The organism is Micromonospora noduli (assembly GCF_003264475.1).
Classification (GTDB): Bacteria; Actinomycetota; Actinomycetes; order Mycobacteriales; family Micromonosporaceae; genus Micromonospora; species Micromonospora noduli.
Genome location: NZ_PYAC01000001.1, coordinates 964,475 through 983,073, shown reverse-complemented (window position 1 = coordinate 983,073; position 18,599 = coordinate 964,475). Strand labels below are relative to the sequence as shown.

Annotated in this window: 22 protein-coding genes; 7 read left to right on the top strand and 15 right to left on the bottom strand. The window is 68.6% G+C overall.

From position 1 onward, the window contains the following. Positions 1-182: 182 nt before the first annotated feature. Positions 183-725 (bottom strand): hypothetical protein, encoded by a 543-nt coding sequence (locus MED15_RS04270; protein WP_225855245.1) that lies wholly within the window; start codon positions 723-725, stop codon positions 183-185. 149 nt (positions 726-874) lie between these two features. Between MED15_RS04270 and MED15_RS04265 the strand changes: the two genes are divergently transcribed. Both MED15_RS04265 and MED15_RS04260 read left to right on the top strand, forming a co-directional pair. Beyond that, positions 875-1,147: a hypothetical protein gene (locus tag MED15_RS04265; protein ID WP_112726968.1), complete on the top strand. Its 273-nt coding sequence runs from the start codon at positions 875-877 to the stop codon at positions 1,145-1,147. A 621-nt stretch (positions 1,148-1,768) separates the two neighbouring features. Next, positions 1,769-2,179, top strand: a complete 411-nt coding sequence (locus MED15_RS04260) for an FxLYD domain-containing protein (protein WP_112726969.1) — start codon at positions 1,769-1,771, stop codon at positions 2,177-2,179. Between the two features lie 339 nt (positions 2,180-2,518). Here MED15_RS04260 and MED15_RS04255 read toward each other — a convergent pair whose 3' ends face one another. Then, positions 2,519-4,081, bottom strand: coding sequence for a hypothetical protein (locus MED15_RS04255; protein ID WP_112726970.1), 1,563 nt, complete (start codon positions 4,079-4,081; stop codon positions 2,519-2,521). 48 nt (positions 4,082-4,129) lie between these two features. Further along, positions 4,130-4,510 carry a hypothetical protein gene (locus MED15_RS04250; RefSeq protein WP_112726971.1) on the bottom strand — a complete coding sequence of 127 codons (381 nt, stop codon included), beginning with the start codon at positions 4,508-4,510 and terminating at the stop codon, positions 4,130-4,132. A gap of 299 nt (positions 4,511-4,809) precedes the next feature. Between MED15_RS04250 and MED15_RS04245 the strand changes: the two genes are divergently transcribed. Then, the gene (locus MED15_RS04245; RefSeq protein WP_112726972.1) at positions 4,810-5,286 is read left to right on the top strand and encodes a hypothetical protein; all 477 of its coding nucleotides are present in this window, start codon (positions 4,810-4,812) and stop codon (positions 5,284-5,286) included. Here MED15_RS04245 and MED15_RS04240 read toward each other — a convergent pair. Both MED15_RS04240 and MED15_RS04235 read right to left on the bottom strand, forming a co-directional pair. Then, positions 5,253-5,744 (bottom strand): barstar family protein, encoded by a 492-nt coding sequence (locus MED15_RS04240; protein WP_112604158.1) that lies wholly within the window; start codon positions 5,742-5,744, stop codon positions 5,253-5,255. The genes MED15_RS04245 and MED15_RS04240 overlap by 34 nt on opposite strands. Next, positions 5,741-6,652, bottom strand: a complete 912-nt coding sequence (locus tag MED15_RS04235) for a GNAT family N-acetyltransferase (protein ID WP_112726973.1) — start codon at positions 6,650-6,652, stop codon at positions 5,741-5,743. Before MED15_RS04235 ends, MED15_RS04240 begins: the two co-directional genes overlap by 4 nt. A gap of 221 nt (positions 6,653-6,873) precedes the next feature. Here MED15_RS04235 and MED15_RS04230 point away from each other — a divergent pair, with 221 nt between their 5' ends. Further along, positions 6,874-9,102, top strand: a complete 2,229-nt coding sequence (locus MED15_RS04230) for a hypothetical protein (protein ID WP_112726974.1) — start codon at positions 6,874-6,876, stop codon at positions 9,100-9,102. Here the strand turns inward: MED15_RS04230 and MED15_RS04225 are convergent. The 9 genes from MED15_RS04225 to MED15_RS33355 all read right to left on the bottom strand — a co-directional run bounded on the left by MED15_RS04225 (position 9,064) and on the right by MED15_RS33355 (position 14,935). Then, complete coding sequence (locus MED15_RS04225; protein ID WP_112726975.1) at positions 9,064-10,194, bottom strand: lipocalin-like domain-containing protein; 1,131 nt, start codon at positions 10,192-10,194, stop codon at positions 9,064-9,066. The two genes, MED15_RS04230 and MED15_RS04225, sit on opposite strands and share 39 nt — an antisense overlap. Positions 10,195-10,241: 47 nt before the next feature. Further along, positions 10,242-11,057 carry an NAD-dependent epimerase/dehydratase family protein gene (locus MED15_RS04220; protein WP_112726976.1) on the bottom strand — a complete coding sequence of 272 codons (816 nt, stop codon included), beginning with the start codon at positions 11,055-11,057 and terminating at the stop codon, positions 10,242-10,244. 14 nt (positions 11,058-11,071) lie between these two features. Then, positions 11,072-11,476, bottom strand: coding sequence for a cupin domain-containing protein (locus MED15_RS04215; RefSeq protein ID WP_112697546.1), 405 nt, complete (start codon positions 11,474-11,476; stop codon positions 11,072-11,074). Next, positions 11,464-12,915 carry a MocR-like pyridoxine biosynthesis transcription factor PdxR gene (gene pdxR / locus MED15_RS04210; RefSeq protein WP_112726977.1) on the bottom strand — a complete coding sequence of 484 codons (1,452 nt, stop codon included), beginning with the start codon at positions 12,913-12,915 and terminating at the stop codon, positions 11,464-11,466. Before pdxR ends, MED15_RS04215 begins: the two co-directional genes overlap by 13 nt. Continuing rightward, positions 12,899-13,033 (bottom strand): hypothetical protein, encoded by a 135-nt coding sequence (locus MED15_RS34495; RefSeq protein ID WP_258399551.1) that lies wholly within the window; start codon positions 13,031-13,033, stop codon positions 12,899-12,901. Before MED15_RS34495 ends, pdxR begins: the two co-directional genes overlap by 17 nt. After that, entirely contained in the window at positions 13,030-13,914 is an 885-nt protein-coding gene (gene sigJ, locus MED15_RS04205; RefSeq protein ID WP_112583258.1) for an RNA polymerase sigma factor SigJ, read from the bottom strand. Before sigJ ends, MED15_RS34495 begins: the two co-directional genes overlap by 4 nt. Positions 13,915-14,025: 111 nt before the next feature. Continuing rightward, entirely contained in the window at positions 14,026-14,325 is a 300-nt protein-coding gene (locus MED15_RS04200; protein WP_112726978.1) for a sigma-70 family RNA polymerase sigma factor family protein, read from the bottom strand. A gap of 29 nt (positions 14,326-14,354) precedes the next feature. Then, a complete protein-coding gene (locus tag MED15_RS04195) occupies positions 14,355-14,789 on the bottom strand; it encodes a hypothetical protein (RefSeq protein ID WP_112583260.1) in 435 nt (144 codons plus the stop codon). Then, positions 14,786-14,935: a hypothetical protein gene (locus MED15_RS33355; protein WP_167457569.1), complete on the bottom strand. Its 150-nt coding sequence runs from the start codon at positions 14,933-14,935 to the stop codon at positions 14,786-14,788. The genes MED15_RS04195 and MED15_RS33355 overlap by 4 nt, the downstream gene beginning before the upstream one ends. Before the next feature lie 96 nt (positions 14,936-15,031). Here MED15_RS33355 and MED15_RS04190 point away from each other — a divergent pair, with 96 nt between their 5' ends. The 3 genes from MED15_RS04190 to MED15_RS04180 all read left to right on the top strand — a co-directional run bounded on the left by MED15_RS04190 (position 15,032) and on the right by MED15_RS04180 (position 17,046). Next, positions 15,032-15,643: a copper resistance CopC family protein gene (locus MED15_RS04190; protein WP_112583261.1), complete on the top strand. Its 612-nt coding sequence runs from the start codon at positions 15,032-15,034 to the stop codon at positions 15,641-15,643. A gap of 153 nt (positions 15,644-15,796) precedes the next feature. Then, entirely contained in the window at positions 15,797-16,564 is a 768-nt protein-coding gene (locus tag MED15_RS04185) for an SDR family oxidoreductase (protein ID WP_112726979.1), read from the top strand. Next, a complete protein-coding gene (locus MED15_RS04180) occupies positions 16,561-17,046 on the top strand; it encodes a hypothetical protein (RefSeq protein ID WP_146754732.1) in 486 nt (161 codons plus the stop codon). The genes MED15_RS04185 and MED15_RS04180 overlap by 4 nt, the downstream gene beginning before the upstream one ends. Positions 17,047-17,159: 113 nt before the next feature. On the opposite strand, the gene MED15_RS04175 is transcribed toward MED15_RS04180, so the two are convergent. Beyond that, positions 17,160-18,485 carry a poly(ethylene terephthalate) hydrolase family protein gene (locus MED15_RS04175; protein WP_244220351.1) on the bottom strand — a complete coding sequence of 442 codons (1,326 nt, stop codon included), beginning with the start codon at positions 18,483-18,485 and terminating at the stop codon, positions 17,160-17,162. Positions 18,486-18,599: the final 114 nt, after the last annotated feature.

The window sequence follows — 18,599 nt, the reverse complement described above, 5'->3', positions numbered from 1 at the left end:
CGCGTCCACCGTCGCGGACCCGCGACCGTGAGGTCTTCGCGATCGACCGGTTCACCGACTCCGGTGACGCGTCCCTGCTGATCCTCGGCGCCGTCAACGCCGCCATGGTGGTGCTGGTCTGGCTGCACGAGCGGCGGGCCCGGGCCGCACGAGCGGGTTAACCGGCCCGATCGATCAAACCGTCAGTAGTCGGTGAAGGCATTGACCCAGGCTGGCAGCTGTTCGGACGGGAGGAAAGCCTGGAGGTCGCCGACTGTCTGGGTCGCCGTGCCCCACACCTCGTACGGGCTCCCGGTGCTGATCGGGGTGCGGTCGTGCAGCAGTCCGTGGAGCAGCTCCAGGGTGATGGCATCCACCCGGCCGTGGAGCCGGGCGGTGTGCATCAACGCGAGCAGGCTCTGCCGGCGGGTCTCCGGATTCGGCGAGCGTAACCCGCGGGCGACCCTGGGCAGGACCGCGTCGGTGTTGGGGTTGTTGTAGACCAGAGCGATGAGTGCGGCCCCGACGTGCTCTTCCCCGCGGTCGAAGGCCGCGTCGATGTCTGCGGGCTCCTGGCAGCGGTTGAGGTTGCTGGCCCGCTCCCAGTCAAGGTCGACGGGCTCGGCGTCGTCGCCCTCCGGTGCACTGTCGCCCGCTGCCGCATAGATCACCGGCCGAGTGTCCGCCAAGGCGGGCAGGACATCCAGCAGGGCGGCGGCGATTCCGGGTGACGTCGGGTACGCCATCGACGGTCTACGTTGGACGTAAGCACCGCAGCCGTGTATGCCGAGCGACCGCTGCGGGACGAACGTGCTGGCGGGAGAGCCGTCTCCCGAAGCGGTCCTGACGTGACAGCGACATCACCTACACCGACCAGGTCGCCGAGGGCCGTACGGTGGCGCTCTTCTACGAGGCGCAGGTCGGCGCCGTGCGTCTCTACGAAGCCCAGCGACTGCGCCTGGGCGCCGACGGCCTGATCAGTGACATCACCCTCTACGTCCGGCCCTTGCCGGCGCTCACCCTGCTGATGGCTCGCCTCGGGCCCGACCTGGCCCGACGCAACGGACAGCCGGGCCTGGCCCGGCTGATCCCGCTCGCCAGCGGCGCGATGCACTCGATGGCCGCCACCGGCGAACGGAGAACCATGCCGAGAGTGGCACCCCGGTAGCAGCATCTGCTGTCAGCAGTCGCCGCCCGACCACCGGATCGGCGACCGCGGAGCGGACCTTCTGAGGGTGACGCGGCCCGCGAGTCGAGCTGCGCCTGTATGGCGTTCGCCGTGCTGGCCGAACCCGCCAGTCGGTTCACCAGTGCCTGAAGGCCGTCCTGAACCTCGGCTCGTGCGCGCGCTTTCGCTCGATCGATAGAACAGTCGTCCGTTCAGCCCGCCGGTGGTGCGGGCGGTGACTGGCGGCCGGACGGATGACTCCTTTTGGTCCCTTTTGGAGCACTGACCGCTGCATTTCCGGTTCGCGCAGAACTGTCGAAGTCTTGGTCAGCTGAACGGCCAGCGGCCGGCCGGTGGAGGCAGCCGGCAATTCTGATGATTTCGCTGACGGAGTTGACGAGGCATTTCGCCAGCGCTATGTTCCCTGACGCTGTACAGGCTGTTCCTTGCTGATATACAGCGCATGTCGTCCATGACGGCCGCGACAGCACACCTGCACAGCTGGACCATCCGGCCTGTCAAGGCTCCGGAAGGTAACCACCACGACCGAGAGGCAAGCGAATGTCGAACCAGAGCCCCGCGCCGGGTTACGTGCCTGCGCCGCCCCCGCAGAAGAAGAGGATGTCGACTGGGCTGAAGATCTTCCTGATCATCGCTGGCCTGTCGGTCATCCTGTGCGGCGGCGGCTTCGTCGCTTGCACCGCCCTGGTCGGCAAGGCGGCGAGCGACGTCAGCAAGGATCAGGAGGCCAAGGCCGGGCACGTCGTGCTGAAAACGTGCGAGATCGACTCGGCGGACAGCGACCTCCTGCCGAACGTGAAGTTTGACCTGGAGGTGAACAACTCCAGCGAGAACCAGAACACCTACGTCATCGACGTCTTCGTGTACGACGCCAAGGGCACCCGGGTCGGCAACACCAGCAGCATCGTGTCCGACGTGCGGCCGGGCCAGAAGGCCGTCGAGGAGGGCTCGATCCTGCTGAGCCAGAAGGTCACGGGCAAGATCACTTGCAAGGTCGACAAGGTGTCCTGATACGGCTGCACCGGATCGCGCCGATCGCGCTCGCCGGGCTTGCGCTCGGGCGGGTGCGCTCGGCGGCGGTGACGCGAGACAGGCGTTGCGCCGATGTCCACCGACTCGTCTCGGTCCAAGGGCGCGGCCGAAGTCCGGGTGCACCACCCGAGGGCAGCAGTTCGAGCAGACGCCCGGTCCTCATGCTCAAGCTGGCGCATCTCGTAGGCATGCCGCTCGGCGGTGCGACTTCGCGGCGTTCACGGAAGCCGAGGCCCGTGTCCGCTTGTCGCCGCTCGCCAGCCGCGCGCCCACCGAACGGCCCCTCAGCAGGCTGCTGGGGGCCGTTCGGCATTTCTGCTACGCGGTGCCGGGATGGCCCTCGGTGCGCTGAGACGTCGGGCCGTGCCTCGGTGCGCTGTCGGCCACGAGTCCGTCGAGGACCGGGGTGTTTTCATCCTCAGGCACCTCGATCGGGTCAGCCAGGGGATCCCCAGCCGGGAGGTCGCCGGGCTGAGCCGGCCCCTGCCCCGGCTCACCTCCGCCGATGCCCTCCTGCGGCTGGCCGGTCGACCCGTCATCTACCGGCTCGTCCGGCCCGGTGGGCTCGACTACCGGGTCCATCGGCCGGCCCGGCTCGTCGCCAGCCCCATTGCCAGGGGCCTCACCGGGTACGTCTGCACCGGGCGTCTCGTCGCCGGGCGCGCTGCCGGGAAACTGGCCACCGGGCTCACTGTCGGTCGGCGGCTGGCCAACCGGCGCCTCGTCCCCGGTACCGGTCGTCGGCGGTGGAGTTGGTCCGGTGGCGGGCGGGGACGCTGGAGGGGGAGCGGGCATCGGTGGCGGCTCGGCGGGAATCGTCGGCGGTGGAGTTGGTCCGGTGGCGGGCGGGGACGCTGGAGGGGGAGCGGGCATCGGTGGCGGCTCGGCCGGAGTCACCGGAGGAGGCGGAATTACCCCGGGCACCGGACCTTCCTGGATTGGCGCGAGCACCTCCTCAGCCCCGCCCGGACCCGGCGTGACGTCGACCGGGGTCGTCGCAGGGATCGGCAGCGACTCATCGCCCACGAGAATCCGAGCCGCCGCCTTGCGAATCATCTCGTCCACGTGGGCCATCTCGCGGGCGTTCGACTCCGCCCGGCGTGGGGCGGGCAGCAGCCCCATCTTGAAGGCCACCTCGGAGATATCCGCCGGCAGGACGACGTCCTCGCTCAGCCGTTCGGCCCACTGCTGTAGCCGGTTCCGATCGCTGCCGTACATGAGCCACCGGTCGCCGACGGCGAGGTCTGGCAGCAAAGCCTTGTCCGTTGGGCTCGTCTTGATCCACGCCTGCACGCCACCCTCGGAGGCGAAGACCTTGAGGGTGTTGCGGTGCTGCAGACCGGTCTTGGCGTCCCGGTAGGTGAAGATGAAGGTCAAGGAGTTCGGCCCAACCCACGCCTCGGCGTGCATCACTGTGCCGTCCGGCGTGGTGCAGGTAGCCACCAGGTCGGAGTTGTCGGTGCCCTGGCAGTCCCAAGCGGACCCGACCTCCATCCGACTGAACACGGGGTTCTGCCAGGCTTCGGCGGCGGCCACGGGCGTCGACCCCGCGCCCTGGACGAGCGGCACGACGACCACCCCCAGGGCGGCCGCCGCGGCCATCGACGTCAGCTGCATGCCGGCACGGCCGACCCTGCTGGCGGCGTGCCGGCCGCTCTTGGCCCGACGCTCCCGCCGGTTTGGTTGAGGGACGGCGAGGGGAGTCGTGGAGGGCATCGCGGCCTCGATCCAGTGCCCGACGGCGTCGGGATGGACCTGGGGCAGTGCTGTTCGAATGACCTCTGCCATGCCCTCACGGGTCAGGACTGGATCGACAAAAATGACCTGCTCATCGGGCAGGGTCACACATGTCGAGCCGGTCTTCAACCGGACGATCTTCAAGGTGCAACCTCGGGGAGGGGGGATGGGACGGGGCGGTGCCGGTGAGCCTTACTTCCTGGACCGCAGGTACGCCTGAACAACGGTTGCTACCGCGTCCAGCTCGTGTGGCTCCAGATCTTCGATGTTCGCGATGATCATTTGTTTGGTCGGGTCGTCCGGTAGCGCCCGCTCCCAGACGTGGTAGCCGCACGCTGACTGGGCTGCTCGGGTCACAATCGCCAGGTCCAGGTCCAAGCCGCGGGCCAGGCCCTCCAGCGTGCCCGCCTCGGGCATCGCCTTCAGCGGCTTGGTCGCGAGGTTGTAGACCGTCATGTGACTTTTCAGGCCACCGCTCTCGGCGATTGCCCGATAGCTCGGATTGCTCAGCTGCCTTCGGCGTTCTTCGATGAGGTTCGCGAGCGCCATGCCGGCGACCGTCTGATCTGGCATCAAGACCTCTTCGCAGGTGGATGGACGATCGGGCTGAGGGTCGGTACCGGCGTTGCGGCACGGGCAGTGAATTGTTCTTCGGGACTGTACAAGATAATCCGAAAGTCTCCACTCTGCGCCCTTATACGGTGCGCTCGCGAGGCCGGTGACCCCGCTGGTGCGGTCGCCGCTCTGAGGCCTGATGTCACTGAGGTCTCGCCGATCACCGGAGTTGACACTCCCGGACCTCGCTCTTCAGGGGGAGTGAAACCCGCCCAGGGCGGGAGGCGTCACGGTGCTGCCTCGGCGAGAGTGCTGGTATGCCCGCTCGCACAGGCCGTCGCTGGGCGTACGGCGCCTTGGCATGGTTGATCTTCTTCCTGGTGTCCCACGTGATCCTGGTGTTCTTCCCTGGGCCCGATCCAACCGGTGATGGACCGTGGGGCATGAGGGCCTACGTGATCTTCAACGTGGTGCTCATCTCGATGTCGGCCATCGGAGCAGCCGTCGTTCTGGCCACGGTCCGCCCGCCGGCTCGACGTCTTCCCCGGTGGCTACTTCTGACGCCACTGTTGTTCGGCAGCATCCTGCTCGTCATCCGGGGTGTTCCAGGGATGGTGGAGAATCTTCTCATGGTCAGCGGTATCCGTCGCGGTGGCTTCGTGGGGGTGGCGGACATCTCCACTGGCGAGTTCTGGACCGGTATCGGAATCAACACCTACTTCTTCGCAGGAGCAGTGCTGCTGGTTGGGACAACCGTTTCCTACGGCCGACGATCAGCGAACCCGTCTCGGTGAGGCGTACCGTCGTCCGCGCGGGCGATCTCCTGCCGCAACAGCGCCGCCTCGTCGTCGCGGTCGCAGAGCAGCAGCACCGCGAACTCTGGCTGGCCGAACGGGCTGGCCCAGTGATGTACGGCCTGCGACAGGATCCGGAACAGCGTGCGCCGATCCTCGGCACTGCTCGACAGCATCCGGGGCGCGTTCTCGACGACGATGAGATACCCGTCCGCGGGCAACCAGTGCAGATCGCGGAGACAGTCGGACAGCGCATCCCAGTTCCAGCCGAAGTAGCCCGGAAAGAACAGCGCGTCGGAGAACTCGTAGAAGGCGTGGTCCGCGTCCGTCATCCTCGTTCCGTCGAGCCGGGCGACGACGAACCTGCCCGCTGCCGGTAACACCGCCGCCAACTCGACCAGTGCACTGCGCGAGCAGACCACGACCTGATCGGTGGAGCCGTTCCACCGGCTGCTCATCGCACGATGACCAGGTTGGCCATGTCGACGACCGGCCGGTAGCCGAGGGCGGCGTAGATCTTGTTCGACGTCGGGTTGGCCTGGTCGGTGAACAGGCAGACCCGCGCGCCCTCGGCCCGGATTCGGCGGGAAACCTCGGCGACCGCGTTGCTGGCCCAACCGCGCCCGCGCTGGGCCGGCGGTGTGTACACCGGGCCCAAGCGGGCCACCCCGAACGACGGTGGGTTGGCACCGGTGAGGTGCATCGGTTCCCCGGTCTCGTCGACCCAGAACCACAGCCGTCCGGCGTGGAGCCGACGCAGCACCTCCGCGTGGTCGGGCGCTTCGTGCGCACTCGTACCGCGCGGGCGGCCCGCCTGTTCGTCGGCGTCGCCCACGAACGCGGCGAGCCACTCCGTGACCAGTCCCGCGTCGTCCTCGGTCGCGGCCACCAAGCCGCCAGGCACCGGTGGCGGCCACGCCAGTTCGCCGAGCTCGTGCAGCCGTGTGTGCTGGGAGACCTGGACTTCACCCCCGCCGAGCCGGGCCAGCGCGGTGGCGCACAGGTCGACCGTGGGCAGGGCCCCGTTGACCGCGAGGACCTCCTCCCCGCGATCGTGCAACGCGTGGGCCAGCGCAACGGCCGCCTCGTCGGGCATGGGCAGCAGGAATGGTGGATAGGGGGCATACGGCGCCGAGCGCATCCCGGCACCGACCACGGTGCCGGAGTCGTCGCTGACCACCAGCCACCAGTTGCGGTCGGGCTGCGGGATCCCCTCGGCCCGCTGCGACAACAGCCGGTGCGCGATGGTGGTCACGACCGTGCTGATGACCGGATCGGCGCCCAGGTAGTCGCCCGCAGCGGCCAGGAACTCGCCCGGATCGCTGAGGAACCGCAGCCGCAGTCCGGTTCTCGGGACAATGCTCATCCGCGTACGCTAGCCACCGCCTACCAGACCGACACGGGAATTTTGTGCTGCCGAGGACCTGTAAGCGCCGAAACAACCATGAGGCGGGCCCACGGTTGGTCCCGGTCGGGCGGGGTACACCGCCGCGAGTGGCGCGGGGGCTGGGTTCACCCGGCTTGGCCACCGAAGGTGCTTCGGAGGGGCCGATGTCGGGTGCGTCAGCGCGGTCAAGCGGGCCCGGGATGTCCGATGACGTGGTGGAGCTGCGGGTACACGGGGCCGCCAGCGCAAGCGCCGCCCAGGTGTTGAACGTGGCGCAGGTCGAGCAGGTCGCGGGCGACCGCAGTGGGGGCTTCTACCGACCCCACCGCCCCTGTTCGTGCGGCAGCGGCGAACGGGTGACGGAGGCGTACCACTGGGGTGACCTGCCCGCCGGAAGCGTGGTCCGAACACTGACGCTGGTGTTCCTCCTGCCGTTCATGCTGGCCAACCTTGCGATCTGGATGCGACCGGCGAGCCCTGGCTCCGACGCGATGGTCAGATCCCTGTGCCGGTTGCTGGCGCTCACTCTCACAGTGCTGTATGTCCTTGCCTTCGCCGGCGTCACGCTGGACCTGATCGCGTGGAAGTGCATGGGCTCGCCACGTTGCCTGGCCGGGCGCTCCTGGTTGTCCTGGTTGGGTGGGCAGCCCGTGGGCCTGCGCCTCGCGGTACTCGCTGTGGTTCCGGCCGCCGCCATCGGCCTGCTCTGGCGGGCCAGCACCCGGCCGCGAAAGATGTTCGACGCGTTCCGCGCTCCCGCGGACGAGGTCTCCGAGCATCGACTCAGCGGGATCGGTCAGTGGGATGCGGGGCCGCTGGTGGGTCGGCTGCGTTCGATTCACGTCGCGGCGGCGTTCGCGACACTGGACGTCGCTCTGCTCGCCGCCCGAGCCGCGAACGGCGCCTCGGCCAGCACGATCGCGTTGGCCGTGGCCACCGGGACGGTGCTGGCCAGCTGCGTGGTCCTGCTCTGCATGCCTCCGCTGCTCGACCGGGCTGCCTCGGATCAGCGACTGGACCGGATCACCCGCACGGTGCGGACGGTAGCCGTGGCCCTGACCATCGTGGTGACGGTCCACGCTCTCGCCAGCCCAGCGCCGTGGCACGAGGGGGGCGGCCTACCCGGCTACGGCGCAATTCTCACCTCGTTGTTCGTTGCCCAGACGACCCTGCTGACCGCCCTCGGCGCTGTGCTGCTCTGGCGCCGGGTTCGGCGGCGGGACGCCATCCCGTTGCTCGGGCTGGGCGCGCTGGTGATGGCGGCCAGCGCGGTCAGTCTGGCGGTGGCAGTGTCCGCCGAGCTGGTCTACCGGGTGGCGGATTTCCTGGATCGCGACGCGCCGACCGGAGCGGGCCTGGCCTCCGGTCTGCCGCCGGCGTTCACCTGGGCGATCTTCGGCTTTCTCCGGACAGTGCTGTTCACGCTGGTGGTAGCGGTTCCGGTCATCCTCATCTCTCGACGCCGTCGACTTCGTGCCGCTGCGGCGATTGTCGCCTGCGACTACCCGGACCGCCCGCCCGCAGCCGCGACCCGACTGCGGCAGGTGCAGAAGGCGATAGCCAGGGCCCGCTTCACGGAAAGACTGATTCCGTTGGCGGTGGTCTACGCCTGCCTGGCCGGGATCGGCACGGCCACGACCACCCTCGGTCTGCTGGAGTTGATGCCGAGCGAGTCTGTGCAGCGGTACGCACGGGTGCCCGGCGACCTGATCACCTTCTCCATCGCGTTCGGAAGCTGGGGGATCGCCGCGATCATCCTCGGCCTGGCCCTCGGCGGAATCTTCGCCTACCGGACAGCCGAATTCAGGCGCCACGTTGGTGTCCTGTGGGACCTGGGCACGTTCTGGCCCCGCGCCGCCCACCCGTTCGCGCCACCCTGCTACGCCGAACGAGCCGTGCCGGAGTTGACCCGACGAATCACGTACCTGGTCGGACGCGGCAACCTCGTGCTGCTCACCGCACACAGCCACGGTTCGGTCCTGGCCGCCGCGACCGTGCTCCAGTTACCGCCGCAGGTCAGCAGTCGAGTCGCTCTGCTCACCCATGGGTCACCACTGAGCCGCCTCTACGCGCGACTGTTCCCCGCCTTCGTCGACGACGAGGTGCTGCACGAGATCGGCGCTCGCGTCGACTGGCGGTGGGTGAACCTGTGGCGCGACACCGACTCGGTTGGCGGCTGGGTATTCACCGCCCACCGGACAGCCGCGCCGGTAACCCTCGACGGGACCGCGGCAACGGTGGACCGCCGGCTACGGGATCCCGCCGACGTGGTGCCGCTACCTGGCGACAGCGTCCCGCCGCCGATCCAGGGACACCGGCCCCGCGGATCGGAGCAGCGGTACGCCGACGCGGCCCGCGAGCTGATCGAGCGCCTTCGCCAGCCCGTGGACTCAGGGCCGCTTCCGGACGACCCGCCGACCGGGCAGTGACGGATCCCCGGCAGTGCCTCGGGCGCGCCCGAAATACATGAGCTCCCAGATTGCGTCCTCGGCGAACTCCTCGACCACGTGCCCGCCCTTGTGGTGTTCGATCGTGAGCAGGCCGGCGAAGCGGAGGTAGGCGCCGTCGAACCGGATCAACCGCGCCGCCGTCCGCTTCAGCCAGGGCAGGTCCTTCGTGAGGGGGTTGCGGACCAGGTCGCGCTCGCGGTCGAAGGTCACCACGTACGTGTCGTCGTCCACGTACGTGTAGCGGACGATGCTCGCCACTGGCTTGCCGGTCTTCGCGTCGGTGTAGACCCCGTCTCGCTCGAACGTCATCTTGGCTGGATCGTCGCCGATGATCCGGCCGTCGCGGGCCAGCATGAAAATGGGGATCTCGGCGAAGCCGTACCTCTCGGCGCCAGTGATGAACGACGCGATGACCGTGTACGGTCCGGCGTGCCCCCGCCCCCAGTACCAGTCATTGAGGATTTTCGGCAGCCCGACGTTGCCCCAGTTGTGGTCGTGGTAGCCGACGCCGGTCGTCTCGTGCCGTACCCCGCCGATCGTGTACGAGCCCCGCACGGCTCCTTGGGGCACCGAGGGCAGCCAGTTGAACTCGAGGTCGCGCTCCGGGCCGAACAGCATGTGCCCAGTGGCCGGACGCCAGGCCGGGACCTCGGACGTCAGTGTGAAGTCGACCCGCAACCCTCCGGCGGTCGCCTGGATCCGGTACTCGCGCAGGTTCTCGCCCTGGAAGCGGTTGCCCGGCCCCATCCGGACGTCGGTACGCCCGCTCGCCGCCGACCACTCGGCCGCGGGGATCGAGATCGTGTTGTTGGACATCGTCCCGTCAGGCAGTTCCAGGTTGACCCGCAGCTGCGGAGACAGCGGCCTACCCGCCGCGCCGAGGTCCTTGTTCATGAACACCACGACCACCTTCGCGCCGTCGTCGAGGTGGGCGTCGAAGTACCACCACTCGTACGACCCGGCGCGATTGTCGGTGCGGGCGCCGTCCTCCCATTCGCGTACGACATCGCGCTCCAGCCCGTAGCGGGCATAGTCGTCGCTCAGCGCGGCCAGTTCGGGTTGATCCGACATGACTCTTCGTCTCCGTTGCTTCTACAAGATCAAGATGTGCGGACGGCTCACAGGGTGACGAATCCCTGCCGCCAGGACGGATAGGTCGGGTTCCAGCCGAGGTGCGTGCGGGCGTAGTGGTTGCTCGCTCCCCGCGCCCAGCCATGCCGTTCGCCCTCGGTCGCCGCTGGCGCTGGCACGTTGGCCGCCGCGCAGAACGCGGGCACCCACTGCGAGGCGGCGGCTGGCTCGTCGTCGCAGACGTTGACGACGCCGACGGGCCACTCCAGAGCCGCGACCGCGGCGTCGACGGCGTCGTCGATGTGCAGCAGGCTGCTCACGTCCGCGTCGGCGGGGATCTTGCCGGCGGCGGCGAACTGGGCCATCAGACCGTCGCGGGCGTACCAGGTGCCCGGGCCGTAGAGGGTGCCGTACCTCAGCACGACCCACTCGGGCGCCTCTTGGACGGCGGATTCGAGCGCGGCGGCACCACCCACACTGGTCTGGCGTGGCTCGGGGGCGCCGAGGTCGAGCGGTGTCTCCTCGGTCGCGGGCTCGGCGCCCGGCTCGTACGCCCAGGCGATGCTCTGTGCCACGATGCGGCGTACCCCGGCGGCGAGCGCCGCGTCGACCAGGTTGCGGGTCCCGGTCCGACGCAGTCGCGCATTGGCGGCGAAGTCGCCCGTGCTCAGGCTGGTCAACTGGTGCATCACCACGTCAGGCCGGGCGTCGCGGACGGCGGCCGCCACCGCGTCCCGGTCGAGCACGTCGACGGCGACCGGGCCGTTACGGGCCAACCCGATGACCTCATGCCCCTGAGCGGTCAGGATCGGCTCGAGACGGCGGCCTATGACGCCGGTCGAACCGGCGAGAACGATTCGCATGACGTGCCTCTCCGTCAGTTCGGTCGGTTTGAGCGGCGGTTCTTACGCTGTTCGAGCTCCTCGGGACTCACCAGCACCAGCATTTCCTGGCCGGGCGCGCACACCATCACGACCAGGAATTTGGTCACCCGATCGGACAGGTTGTTTGCGGACCGGTAGTGGATGACGTCGCCGCCAGGCTCCCAGAACGCCTCGCCGGCCTTGATCACCCGTTCGGGCTCGCCCTCCAGCTCGAAGATCATCTCGCCCTCGAGCAGGTAGCCGAAGACAGGGCCGGAGTGCCGGTGTGGCGGCGTGCCCGGGTCGCCCGGTGGCAGTTCGATCGTCGCTGTCATCACATGGGAGCCCTCCGGCAACTCCGGCGGCATGGCCGTGCCCAGCAGCACGATTTCGTTGTTTCCGATCTTCATGGTCTGCATGAATCGAACGTATCCCCGACCGGACCAGCCGGATGGACCAGTTGGTGACCGGTCTGATGGACCAGTTGGCAGAGTCCGGACAGCGCCTCCTGCCAGGCATGAGCCGGTGGCGCCGCATATCCGAGGACCAGGGCTGCCGACTGCCGCTCATCCGCGGGGTCGTGCCAGTAGCCGTTGCTGTGCAGGCCGATCAGGTGCAGCCCCTCGCGGCGCCCGGCCTGGATCAGCCAGCGCTCCTCCGCCACGGACGCCAGCGGTAGCAGCGCGTGCACGCCGGCAGCGATGCCCTCCAACGCAGTGGTGGTCACCTCGGCCAGGCGGCCGGCCAGCTCGGTCCGGCGACGCCGGTAGGTCAGGCGCATGCGGCGGATGTGCCGGTCGTAGTCGCCGTGCGTGAGCAGGTCGGCCATGGTGAGCTGGTCGATCGCGGAGACTGCCGCGCCGGCCTCCACGATCGTCGTCGTCAGTTCGCGACGCAGTGGCTCGGGTACGACGAACCAGCCGAGGCGGACGCCCGGCGCCAGCGACTTGCTCGTGCTGCCGGCGTACACGATCCGCTCTGGTGCCAGCGCCTGCATGGCGCCCACCGGCCGCTGGTCGTAGCGGAACTCGCCGTCGTAGTCGTCCTCGATCAGAAACGCGTCGTGCTTGCGTGCCCACGCGATGAGCCGGTAGCGGTGCCCCGGGGCGAGCACCACTCCGGTCGGATGCTGGTGCGCCGGGGTGAGTAGCGCGGCCTGACCCGCCGCGTCATCCGGGTCGGCCCCACCGGGGCCGACGGTGAGCGGGGTGACTGTCAGGCCCGCGGCACGCAGCACCATGCGGTGATGGGCCAGACCGGGGTTCTCGGTGGCGATGGCGCGGACGCCGCGCCGGTGCAACGTCCGCGCCAGAAGGGAGAGGCCCTGGGTGAAGCCCGCCGTGATCACCACCGCATCCGGGTCGCAGAGCACTCCACGAGTGCGCGCGAGATAGCCGGCCACCGCCGCGCGCAGTGCGGGTAGCCCGGTCGGCTCGGAGTAGTCCAGCATGCCGCGTGAAGCCGTTGTCAACGCCCGGCGGACACTGTCCGCCCAGGCCGTTCGGGGAAAAGACGCGAGGTCGGGAATCCCCGGCCGCAACTCGATCAACGGTCCGGCCGGGGGTGACGGCTGCGGTCGCCTGCGCGAGTCGGGCGGATCATGGAGTACGTCCGCGACCCGGGTGCCCGAGCCGGGTGCCGCCAGCAGCCACCCTTCCGCCACCAGTTGCGCGTACGCCTGCACCACAGTGCCCCGGGCCAAGCCCAGGTCGGCGGCCAGGCTCCGGCTCCCGGGTAGGCGCGACCCGGCTCGCAGCCGACCTGTCCGAATGCTCTCCCGTAATGCGCTCTCCAGCGAGCGACCCGGGAAACCCGCACTCCGATCGAACTCCAGATGCAGGTCAAGCGACTTCGTCACTCAGCAACGATCCCATTCGTGTGAGCAGCGCCGGCAGGTTCGGCGACGACTCAGGCGCCAGACCATCGACCTCGACGTACGTGCCGTCGACGAACCAGGCGCCGGTGCCGATGGTCACCGCTGGAACTGGGCTAGTTTCTGCGGGTTGAGGATGATCAACACTCGTTCGATCCCGGCGGGTGAGGCGTCGATGGTGACCAGAGCGACAGTTGTCCCGGGCCGCGAGACGAGGATCGCGGCTTGGCCGTTGGATTCGACGATCTCCGGCGAGAGGTCGCGGCCGAACTTCCGGATCAGTCCCAGGACGTAACGCGCAACGTTGTCCCGTCCGACGACGGGTAGCTGGGCGGCCCGGACGGCGCCACCGCCGTCGGCGTAGGAGATGGCTGTCTCGGCGAGCAGTTCCTCGAGCTGGGTCAGCTCACCGGATCGGGCTGCGGCAAGAAAGGCATGCAGCAGGCGGTCGCGGTCGGCGTGGCCGACCGGCTCGCGCCGCTGCCGGGCCAGGTGCGTGCGGGCGCGGTGGCCGAGCTGTCGTGCGTATGCCTCGCTGACGTCGAGTACCTCGCCGATCCGCCGGAACGGGTAGTCGAACGCCTCCCGCAGCACGTACACCGCCCGCTCGACCGGGGTGAGCCGTTCCAACAGGAGTAGCACGGCGAGTTCGAGTGACTCGTTGCGTTCGGCCTGGAGTGTCGGGTCGGCGGAGGTGTCGACGGGCTCGGGTAGCCACGGTCCGGGATACAGTTCGCGGCGGGCGCGAGCCGACGTCGCGGCGTTCAGAGCGAGCCGAGACGTCGTCGTGACCAGGAACCCGATCGGGTCCCGTACCCGGCTGCGTTCGGTCTGCTGCCACCGGACCCAGGCTTCCTGGACGATGTCCTCCGCCTCCGCGACGCTGCCGAGCATCCGGTAGGCGATGCCGAAGAGCCGCGGACGGACCGCGTCGAACACCGCTAACGCGTCGACAAGTGCCCCGTCTTTTCCTCGCCCTACCATGGCCGCCGCCTCGTCGCTTCCATCCCTGAATGTGCAGGTGAGTTGGAACTACCGCCGATATCGCTGCTGTCTGTCGAGCGCCAGCCACACAGGTACCCCTGCGGGGCCGTACTACAGCACGTGACCGGCGGTATGCCCAGCCGTTTGGGTCGGCGACGATTCGAGCAGACCGATACAGATCTGCACGAGCATGCCGACGAGCCAGGTAAAGGGACTGTCGAGGCCATCCTGTTTGTCGTCCGGCATCGTGTACCAGACGGTGTACGTCGCTTGTACCGCGTGTTCGGCGGCGTCGACTGAACCGAGCAGGTGGTACGCGAGGTTCTTGAGGAGGCGTCGTTCGGCGACGACGACGCAGAACGCGCTGGGTAGCGCGTTTGACCGAAGTGGCCGGAGGGGTTCGGGAACCATCGGCTCTCCCAGTGGTTGACGCAGCAGCTTCAGTGGGCGGCCCGAGCCGAGGCGAGGTCGCGCCGAGCCGCCGAACGATCGCGTAGCGCCGTCAGCAAGATGATCACCAGGCCGATGAGCGCCACGGCCGCGTTTGCGGTGGTGAGGAGGATCGCCTCACCCACGGTCGCCCCCTGCATGTTCGTGAGGTGATAGAAGAAGTGGGGCAGCGCGAAGACCGAATAGGCAGCCGCGGCCGGGATGACGAAGTGGGCCTTGGGTTTGACCGCCGCGATGCCCAGCAGCAGGGCGATCGCCAGTGATGTCGTACCGAAGTCCCGCGCATAGTGCTCGCTGAACGGTGGCGTGAGATCCACTGTCGGGAAGTTCGCGTAGAAGCTGGCCGGCCAGATCGCGTTCCAGGCTCCGACCACGAAATTGTCGAGAAACAAGATCGCCAGTGCGATGCGGATGATGGCGTTCATGATCGTCGCTCCTTGCGCTGTACCGGCTCGGCGTCCGCGATGTCGTCCTTGGCACGCCAGCCGACGTGGCTGGACATCTCAGGAGCCCGCCGGTGGTGGGCGAGTGTCACCAGGTACGGACCGGGCAGGTCTCCGATTCGTGACACTCGGCCCCGGCCGCGACCTCTGCTGTCACGAATCGGGGGGCCGCTCGGTCCAGTTCGTAGACGCCGCGCGGTCGCTCGCGGCAGAGGGAGCACGCCATGAAGAGAAGCGTTGCGGCGCGCGTGACCGGCGAGTCAGACACCGGTCGGGCGCCTCGCATTGGTCGTAGCGTCAGATTGATCGTCACGGTCGCGCTTGCTGCCGGTTTCCCGCTGACGGTCACGCCCGCGCCCGCGTTCGCGCACGGCGCGACGCATTCGATCACGCCGACCGCCGGTGCCGCGCTCGCGAAGGCCCCCCAACGGGTCGAGGTGGTGTTCGCCGCCGAGATCACGTCGGACAGCAGTGTCACAGTGACGGACCACACGGGGACGGACTGGGCAGGCGGTCGGCCGGTTGTCCACGGAGCGACGCTGCGCCATCAGGTGAGAGCGGATATGCCTGACGGCTGGTACGAGATCAGTTGGCGAGCCACCTTCACCGACGGACACCCGGTGACCGGCACGGCGGAGTTCACTGTGGGAGCGGAAGCCGCGGCGGCTGCCGCGGCGAATCCGTTTCGGGCCCGTCTCACGCACGGCGGAGTCGTCGCGTTGTACGCCGCCTCAGGTGTAGCCGTAATCGCTCTCCTGCTCGCGATCATGACGCTCTCACGCGGTGTCTACGCCGCCAACAAGCGCACCGATGCAGATGACGGTTCCACCCTTTAGGGCTGTCTGCGCAGTCTATTACTGGACGAGAAGTCTCGGAGAGGTAGAACCAACAGTGACATCACAGCGGTTTATCCCCCCTTCACCCCGGCCCCCGGTCCGGGCTACGCGCCATCGCGGCGTTACGGCGAACACGAATCGGGAGGTAGCTCAGTGCGTATCGCGGTAGCTGGCGGGACCGGCGGGGTTGGACGTCTCGTCGTCAACGCCGTACGGGCTGTCGGCCATGAGCCGGTCGTCCTCGCCCGTTCCACGGGCGTAGACCTGATCCGCGGTTCCGGGCTGGACGAGGCGCTGACCGGCGTACCGGTCGTGATCGACGTCAGCAACGTGTCGACGATCAACCGGAAGAAATCGGAGAACTTCTTTGGCACGGCGACAACCAACCTGCTCGCCGCAGGCCGGCGCGTCGGGGTGCGGCACCACGTCGCGCTGTCGGTCGTCGGCGCCGATCGGGTGAATTGGGGTTACTACGCAGGCAAACGACGCCAGGAGAAGCTCGTCCTGGACGGTGCGGTTCCCGCGACGGTGCTCCGCTCGACGCAGTTCTACGAGTTGGCCGCGCAGATGCTCGCCACCATTCCCGGTCCGATCGCAGTGGTGCCCCAGATGCTCATGCAGCCGATCGCGGCCCACGAGGTCGCCAACTGTCTCGTCGACCTCGCCCTGGCAGATCCGACCGGCCGGGCGCCCGACATCGCCGGCCCGCAACAGTTGCGCATGTCTGACATGGCCCGCCGCCTGCTACGCACCCGCGGGAGTCACCGCCTTGTCCTGCCCGTCCGCCTTCCGGGAGCGACCGGTCGAGCCATGGCCGGACACGGCCTGCTGCCCACCGGCCCCGGTCCGCGGGGCACACAGACCTTCGACCAGTGGCTGGCCAGCCCGGCAGCGCAGAACGACGCCGGGCGGACCCGATGAACGAAGGCCGGTCACCCACTCCCGCCGCACCGTGGGCAACGTCAACAGACGGGCGGGACACCGCGCTGACCGCGTTGATCCGGATCGCCCTGGCCGTCCTCTTCCTCGACGAACTCGTTGTCGGGTTCTGGAACCAGGTCTTCCCCGCAAGCTTCTACAACAACTTCCCGACCGTCACCCTCACCCCGCCGTTCAGCGAGCACTACGCGCGAGACTTCGGCGGAGCCACCCTCGGCCTGGCCGTCGTCCTCGGCATAGCGCTTGTCGCACCTCGAGCCGCATTCACGATCCCCGCCGCGGCGGCATTCTCCACCTTCGCCATACCCCACTTCTTCTTCCACCTGACCCACCTCCACCACGCCACCCGTGGCGAGAAGGTTTTCCTCACAACCGCCAATGCCGTCGTCGCCCTGCTCGGCCTTCTCGTCATCGCACTGACGCTCGTCCGAGACGCCAGGCGTCGCCGCCCTCCGGCCACGTGATGCGGGCGGACCCGGCGCGATGCCGGGTCCGCCCGTTTGAGGCGTGCTGGACCTCGCCCTGCCGCTGGTCGACCTGACACCCTCGAACGGGTGCTGCGCGGAGTCGGCAATGATCAACGTGCGAGGGCGGCGAGCCTGAACTGCTGGTTGGTTTGTCCGTGGCAGTCGTAGAGCTGGATCTGGGCTCCGTTGGTGGTGCTCCAGGCGTCGAGGCACCGTCCGGACTGGACGTTGCTGATGGTGCCGTTGGAGTTGACGTTCCACTGTTGGTTGGTCTGGTTGTGGCAGCTGTAGATCTGCACTGCCGCGCCGTTGGCGGTGCCTGCCGCGTCGAGGCACATGGTGCCGTACACCTGCAGTTGTTTGGTTGAGGTGTAGGTCCATGCCTGGTTGGTTTGTTTGTTGCAGCCGTAGAGCTGGACCCGGGTGCCGTTGTTACGTGAGGCGTTGGGTACGTCGACGCACCTGCCGGACTGGGTGCCGACGATCTCGTTGGCGGAGCCGGGCGGAACGGTCGGCGGATCGGTGGGGGTCGGCGGGTCGGTCGGGGTCGAGGGCAGCAACGGGCAGGTGCTGCGGTAGGTGACCACGCCGCTGGAGTCGAGCAGTGGGCAGAGGAACTGGCTGTACCGGGTGTCGTTGTCGATGAACATCTTGACGAACGGCAGCATGGTCCGGACCATCACCGGGTTCGACCGTCCGACCATGAAGCCATGATCCGCGCCGGCGACCTCCAGATAGACGCTCTCCGTCGTGGCCGGGAGGCTGTTGTACAGGCCGGTGGCGTAGGACGGGGTGACCACCGTGTCCGCCTGCCCAGAGAAGATCATGGTGGGCACCCGGTCGTTGGCCAGGTTCGACGACGGCGAGTACGGCGCGATGCCGACCACTGCCTTCAACGACGGGCGTCGGGTGGCTGCGCTCAGCGCGCCGCCGCCACCCATGGAGTGGCCTGCGACCGCCAACCGGTTGGGGTCGACCCGGTCGCGTACGGGGCTCTGCTGCGTGAGGTAGTCCAGTGCGGCGAGCAACTGGGTACCTCGGGCCGTGTCGAAGTCGTTGCGGCTGTTGGTCTCGATGCCGATCACGACGAAGCCGTGGGACGCCAGCCACGGTCCCATCCAGGCCAGTTCGGCGGAGAACAACGCGGTGTAACCCGGCGAGATCGCGATGGCACCGAAGGTGCCCTGGCTGGTGTCGGTCGGGTAGTAGATCCTGCCGCCGTTGAAGCCGTACCCGGTCGGGACGCTGACCGACGTGTTGGCGAAGGGGCCGTTCACGGCGGTGACGCTGGTCCGGGTGGGATCCGGGCCCCGCTGGTACGGGTTGTCGGCAGCCGACGCCGACCCGGTCGCCACGGTGATGGTGAACAACCCGACCGCGACGGCTATCCCGGCCGCGGCCAGCTTGAACAGGCGTCCCCGCAAACGGGGCGCCACTCGGTCGGTGTGGGTCTTCCCCGAGGGTGGGGGGTGGTGTCTGTGTCCTCGCACTATCGCTACCTCCTGGTGGTGGATGGGTGCGGGGCGGACGGGCCCGGTGTGGTGCCGAAC

Excerpts from the sequence above, each read along its gene's own strand:
- MED15_RS04270 (WP_225855245.1), bottom strand. The coding sequence starts at position 725 with ATGGCGTACCCGACGTCACCCGGAATCGCCGCCGCCCTGCTGGATGTC.
- MED15_RS04260 (WP_112726969.1), top strand. The coding sequence starts at position 1,769 with ATGTCGACTGGGCTGAAGATCTTCCTGATCATCGCTGGCCTGTCGGTC.
- MED15_RS04250 (WP_112726971.1), bottom strand. The coding sequence starts at position 4,510 with ATGCCAGATCAGACGGTCGCCGGCATGGCGCTCGCGAACCTCATCGAA.
- MED15_RS04245 (WP_112726972.1), top strand. The coding sequence starts at position 4,810 with ATGCCCGCTCGCACAGGCCGTCGCTGGGCGTACGGCGCCTTGGCATGG.
- MED15_RS04240 (WP_112604158.1), bottom strand. The coding sequence starts at position 5,744 with ATGAGCAGCCGGTGGAACGGCTCCACCGATCAGGTCGTGGTCTGCTCG.
- MED15_RS04235 (WP_112726973.1), bottom strand. The coding sequence starts at position 6,652 with ATGAGCATTGTCCCGAGAACCGGACTGCGGCTGCGGTTCCTCAGCGAT.
- MED15_RS04230 (WP_112726974.1), top strand. The coding sequence starts at position 6,874 with ATGTCCGATGACGTGGTGGAGCTGCGGGTACACGGGGCCGCCAGCGCA.
- MED15_RS04225 (WP_112726975.1), bottom strand. The coding sequence starts at position 10,194 with ATGTCGGATCAACCCGAACTGGCCGCGCTGAGCGACGACTATGCCCGC.
- MED15_RS04220 (WP_112726976.1), bottom strand. The coding sequence starts at position 11,057 with ATGCGAATCGTTCTCGCCGGTTCGACCGGCGTCATAGGCCGCCGTCTC.
- MED15_RS04215 (WP_112697546.1), bottom strand. The coding sequence starts at position 11,476 with ATGCAGACCATGAAGATCGGAAACAACGAAATCGTGCTGCTGGGCACG.
- sigJ (WP_112583258.1), bottom strand. The coding sequence starts at position 13,914 with ATGGTAGGGCGAGGAAAAGACGGGGCACTTGTCGACGCGTTAGCGGTG.
- MED15_RS04200 (WP_112726978.1), bottom strand. The coding sequence starts at position 14,325 with ATGGTTCCCGAACCCCTCCGGCCACTTCGGTCAAACGCGCTACCCAGC.
- MED15_RS04195 (WP_112583260.1), bottom strand. The coding sequence starts at position 14,789 with ATGAACGCCATCATCCGCATCGCACTGGCGATCTTGTTTCTCGACAAT.
- MED15_RS04190 (WP_112583261.1), top strand. The coding sequence starts at position 15,032 with ATGAAGAGAAGCGTTGCGGCGCGCGTGACCGGCGAGTCAGACACCGGT.
- MED15_RS04180 (WP_146754732.1), top strand. The coding sequence starts at position 16,561 with ATGAACGAAGGCCGGTCACCCACTCCCGCCGCACCGTGGGCAACGTCA.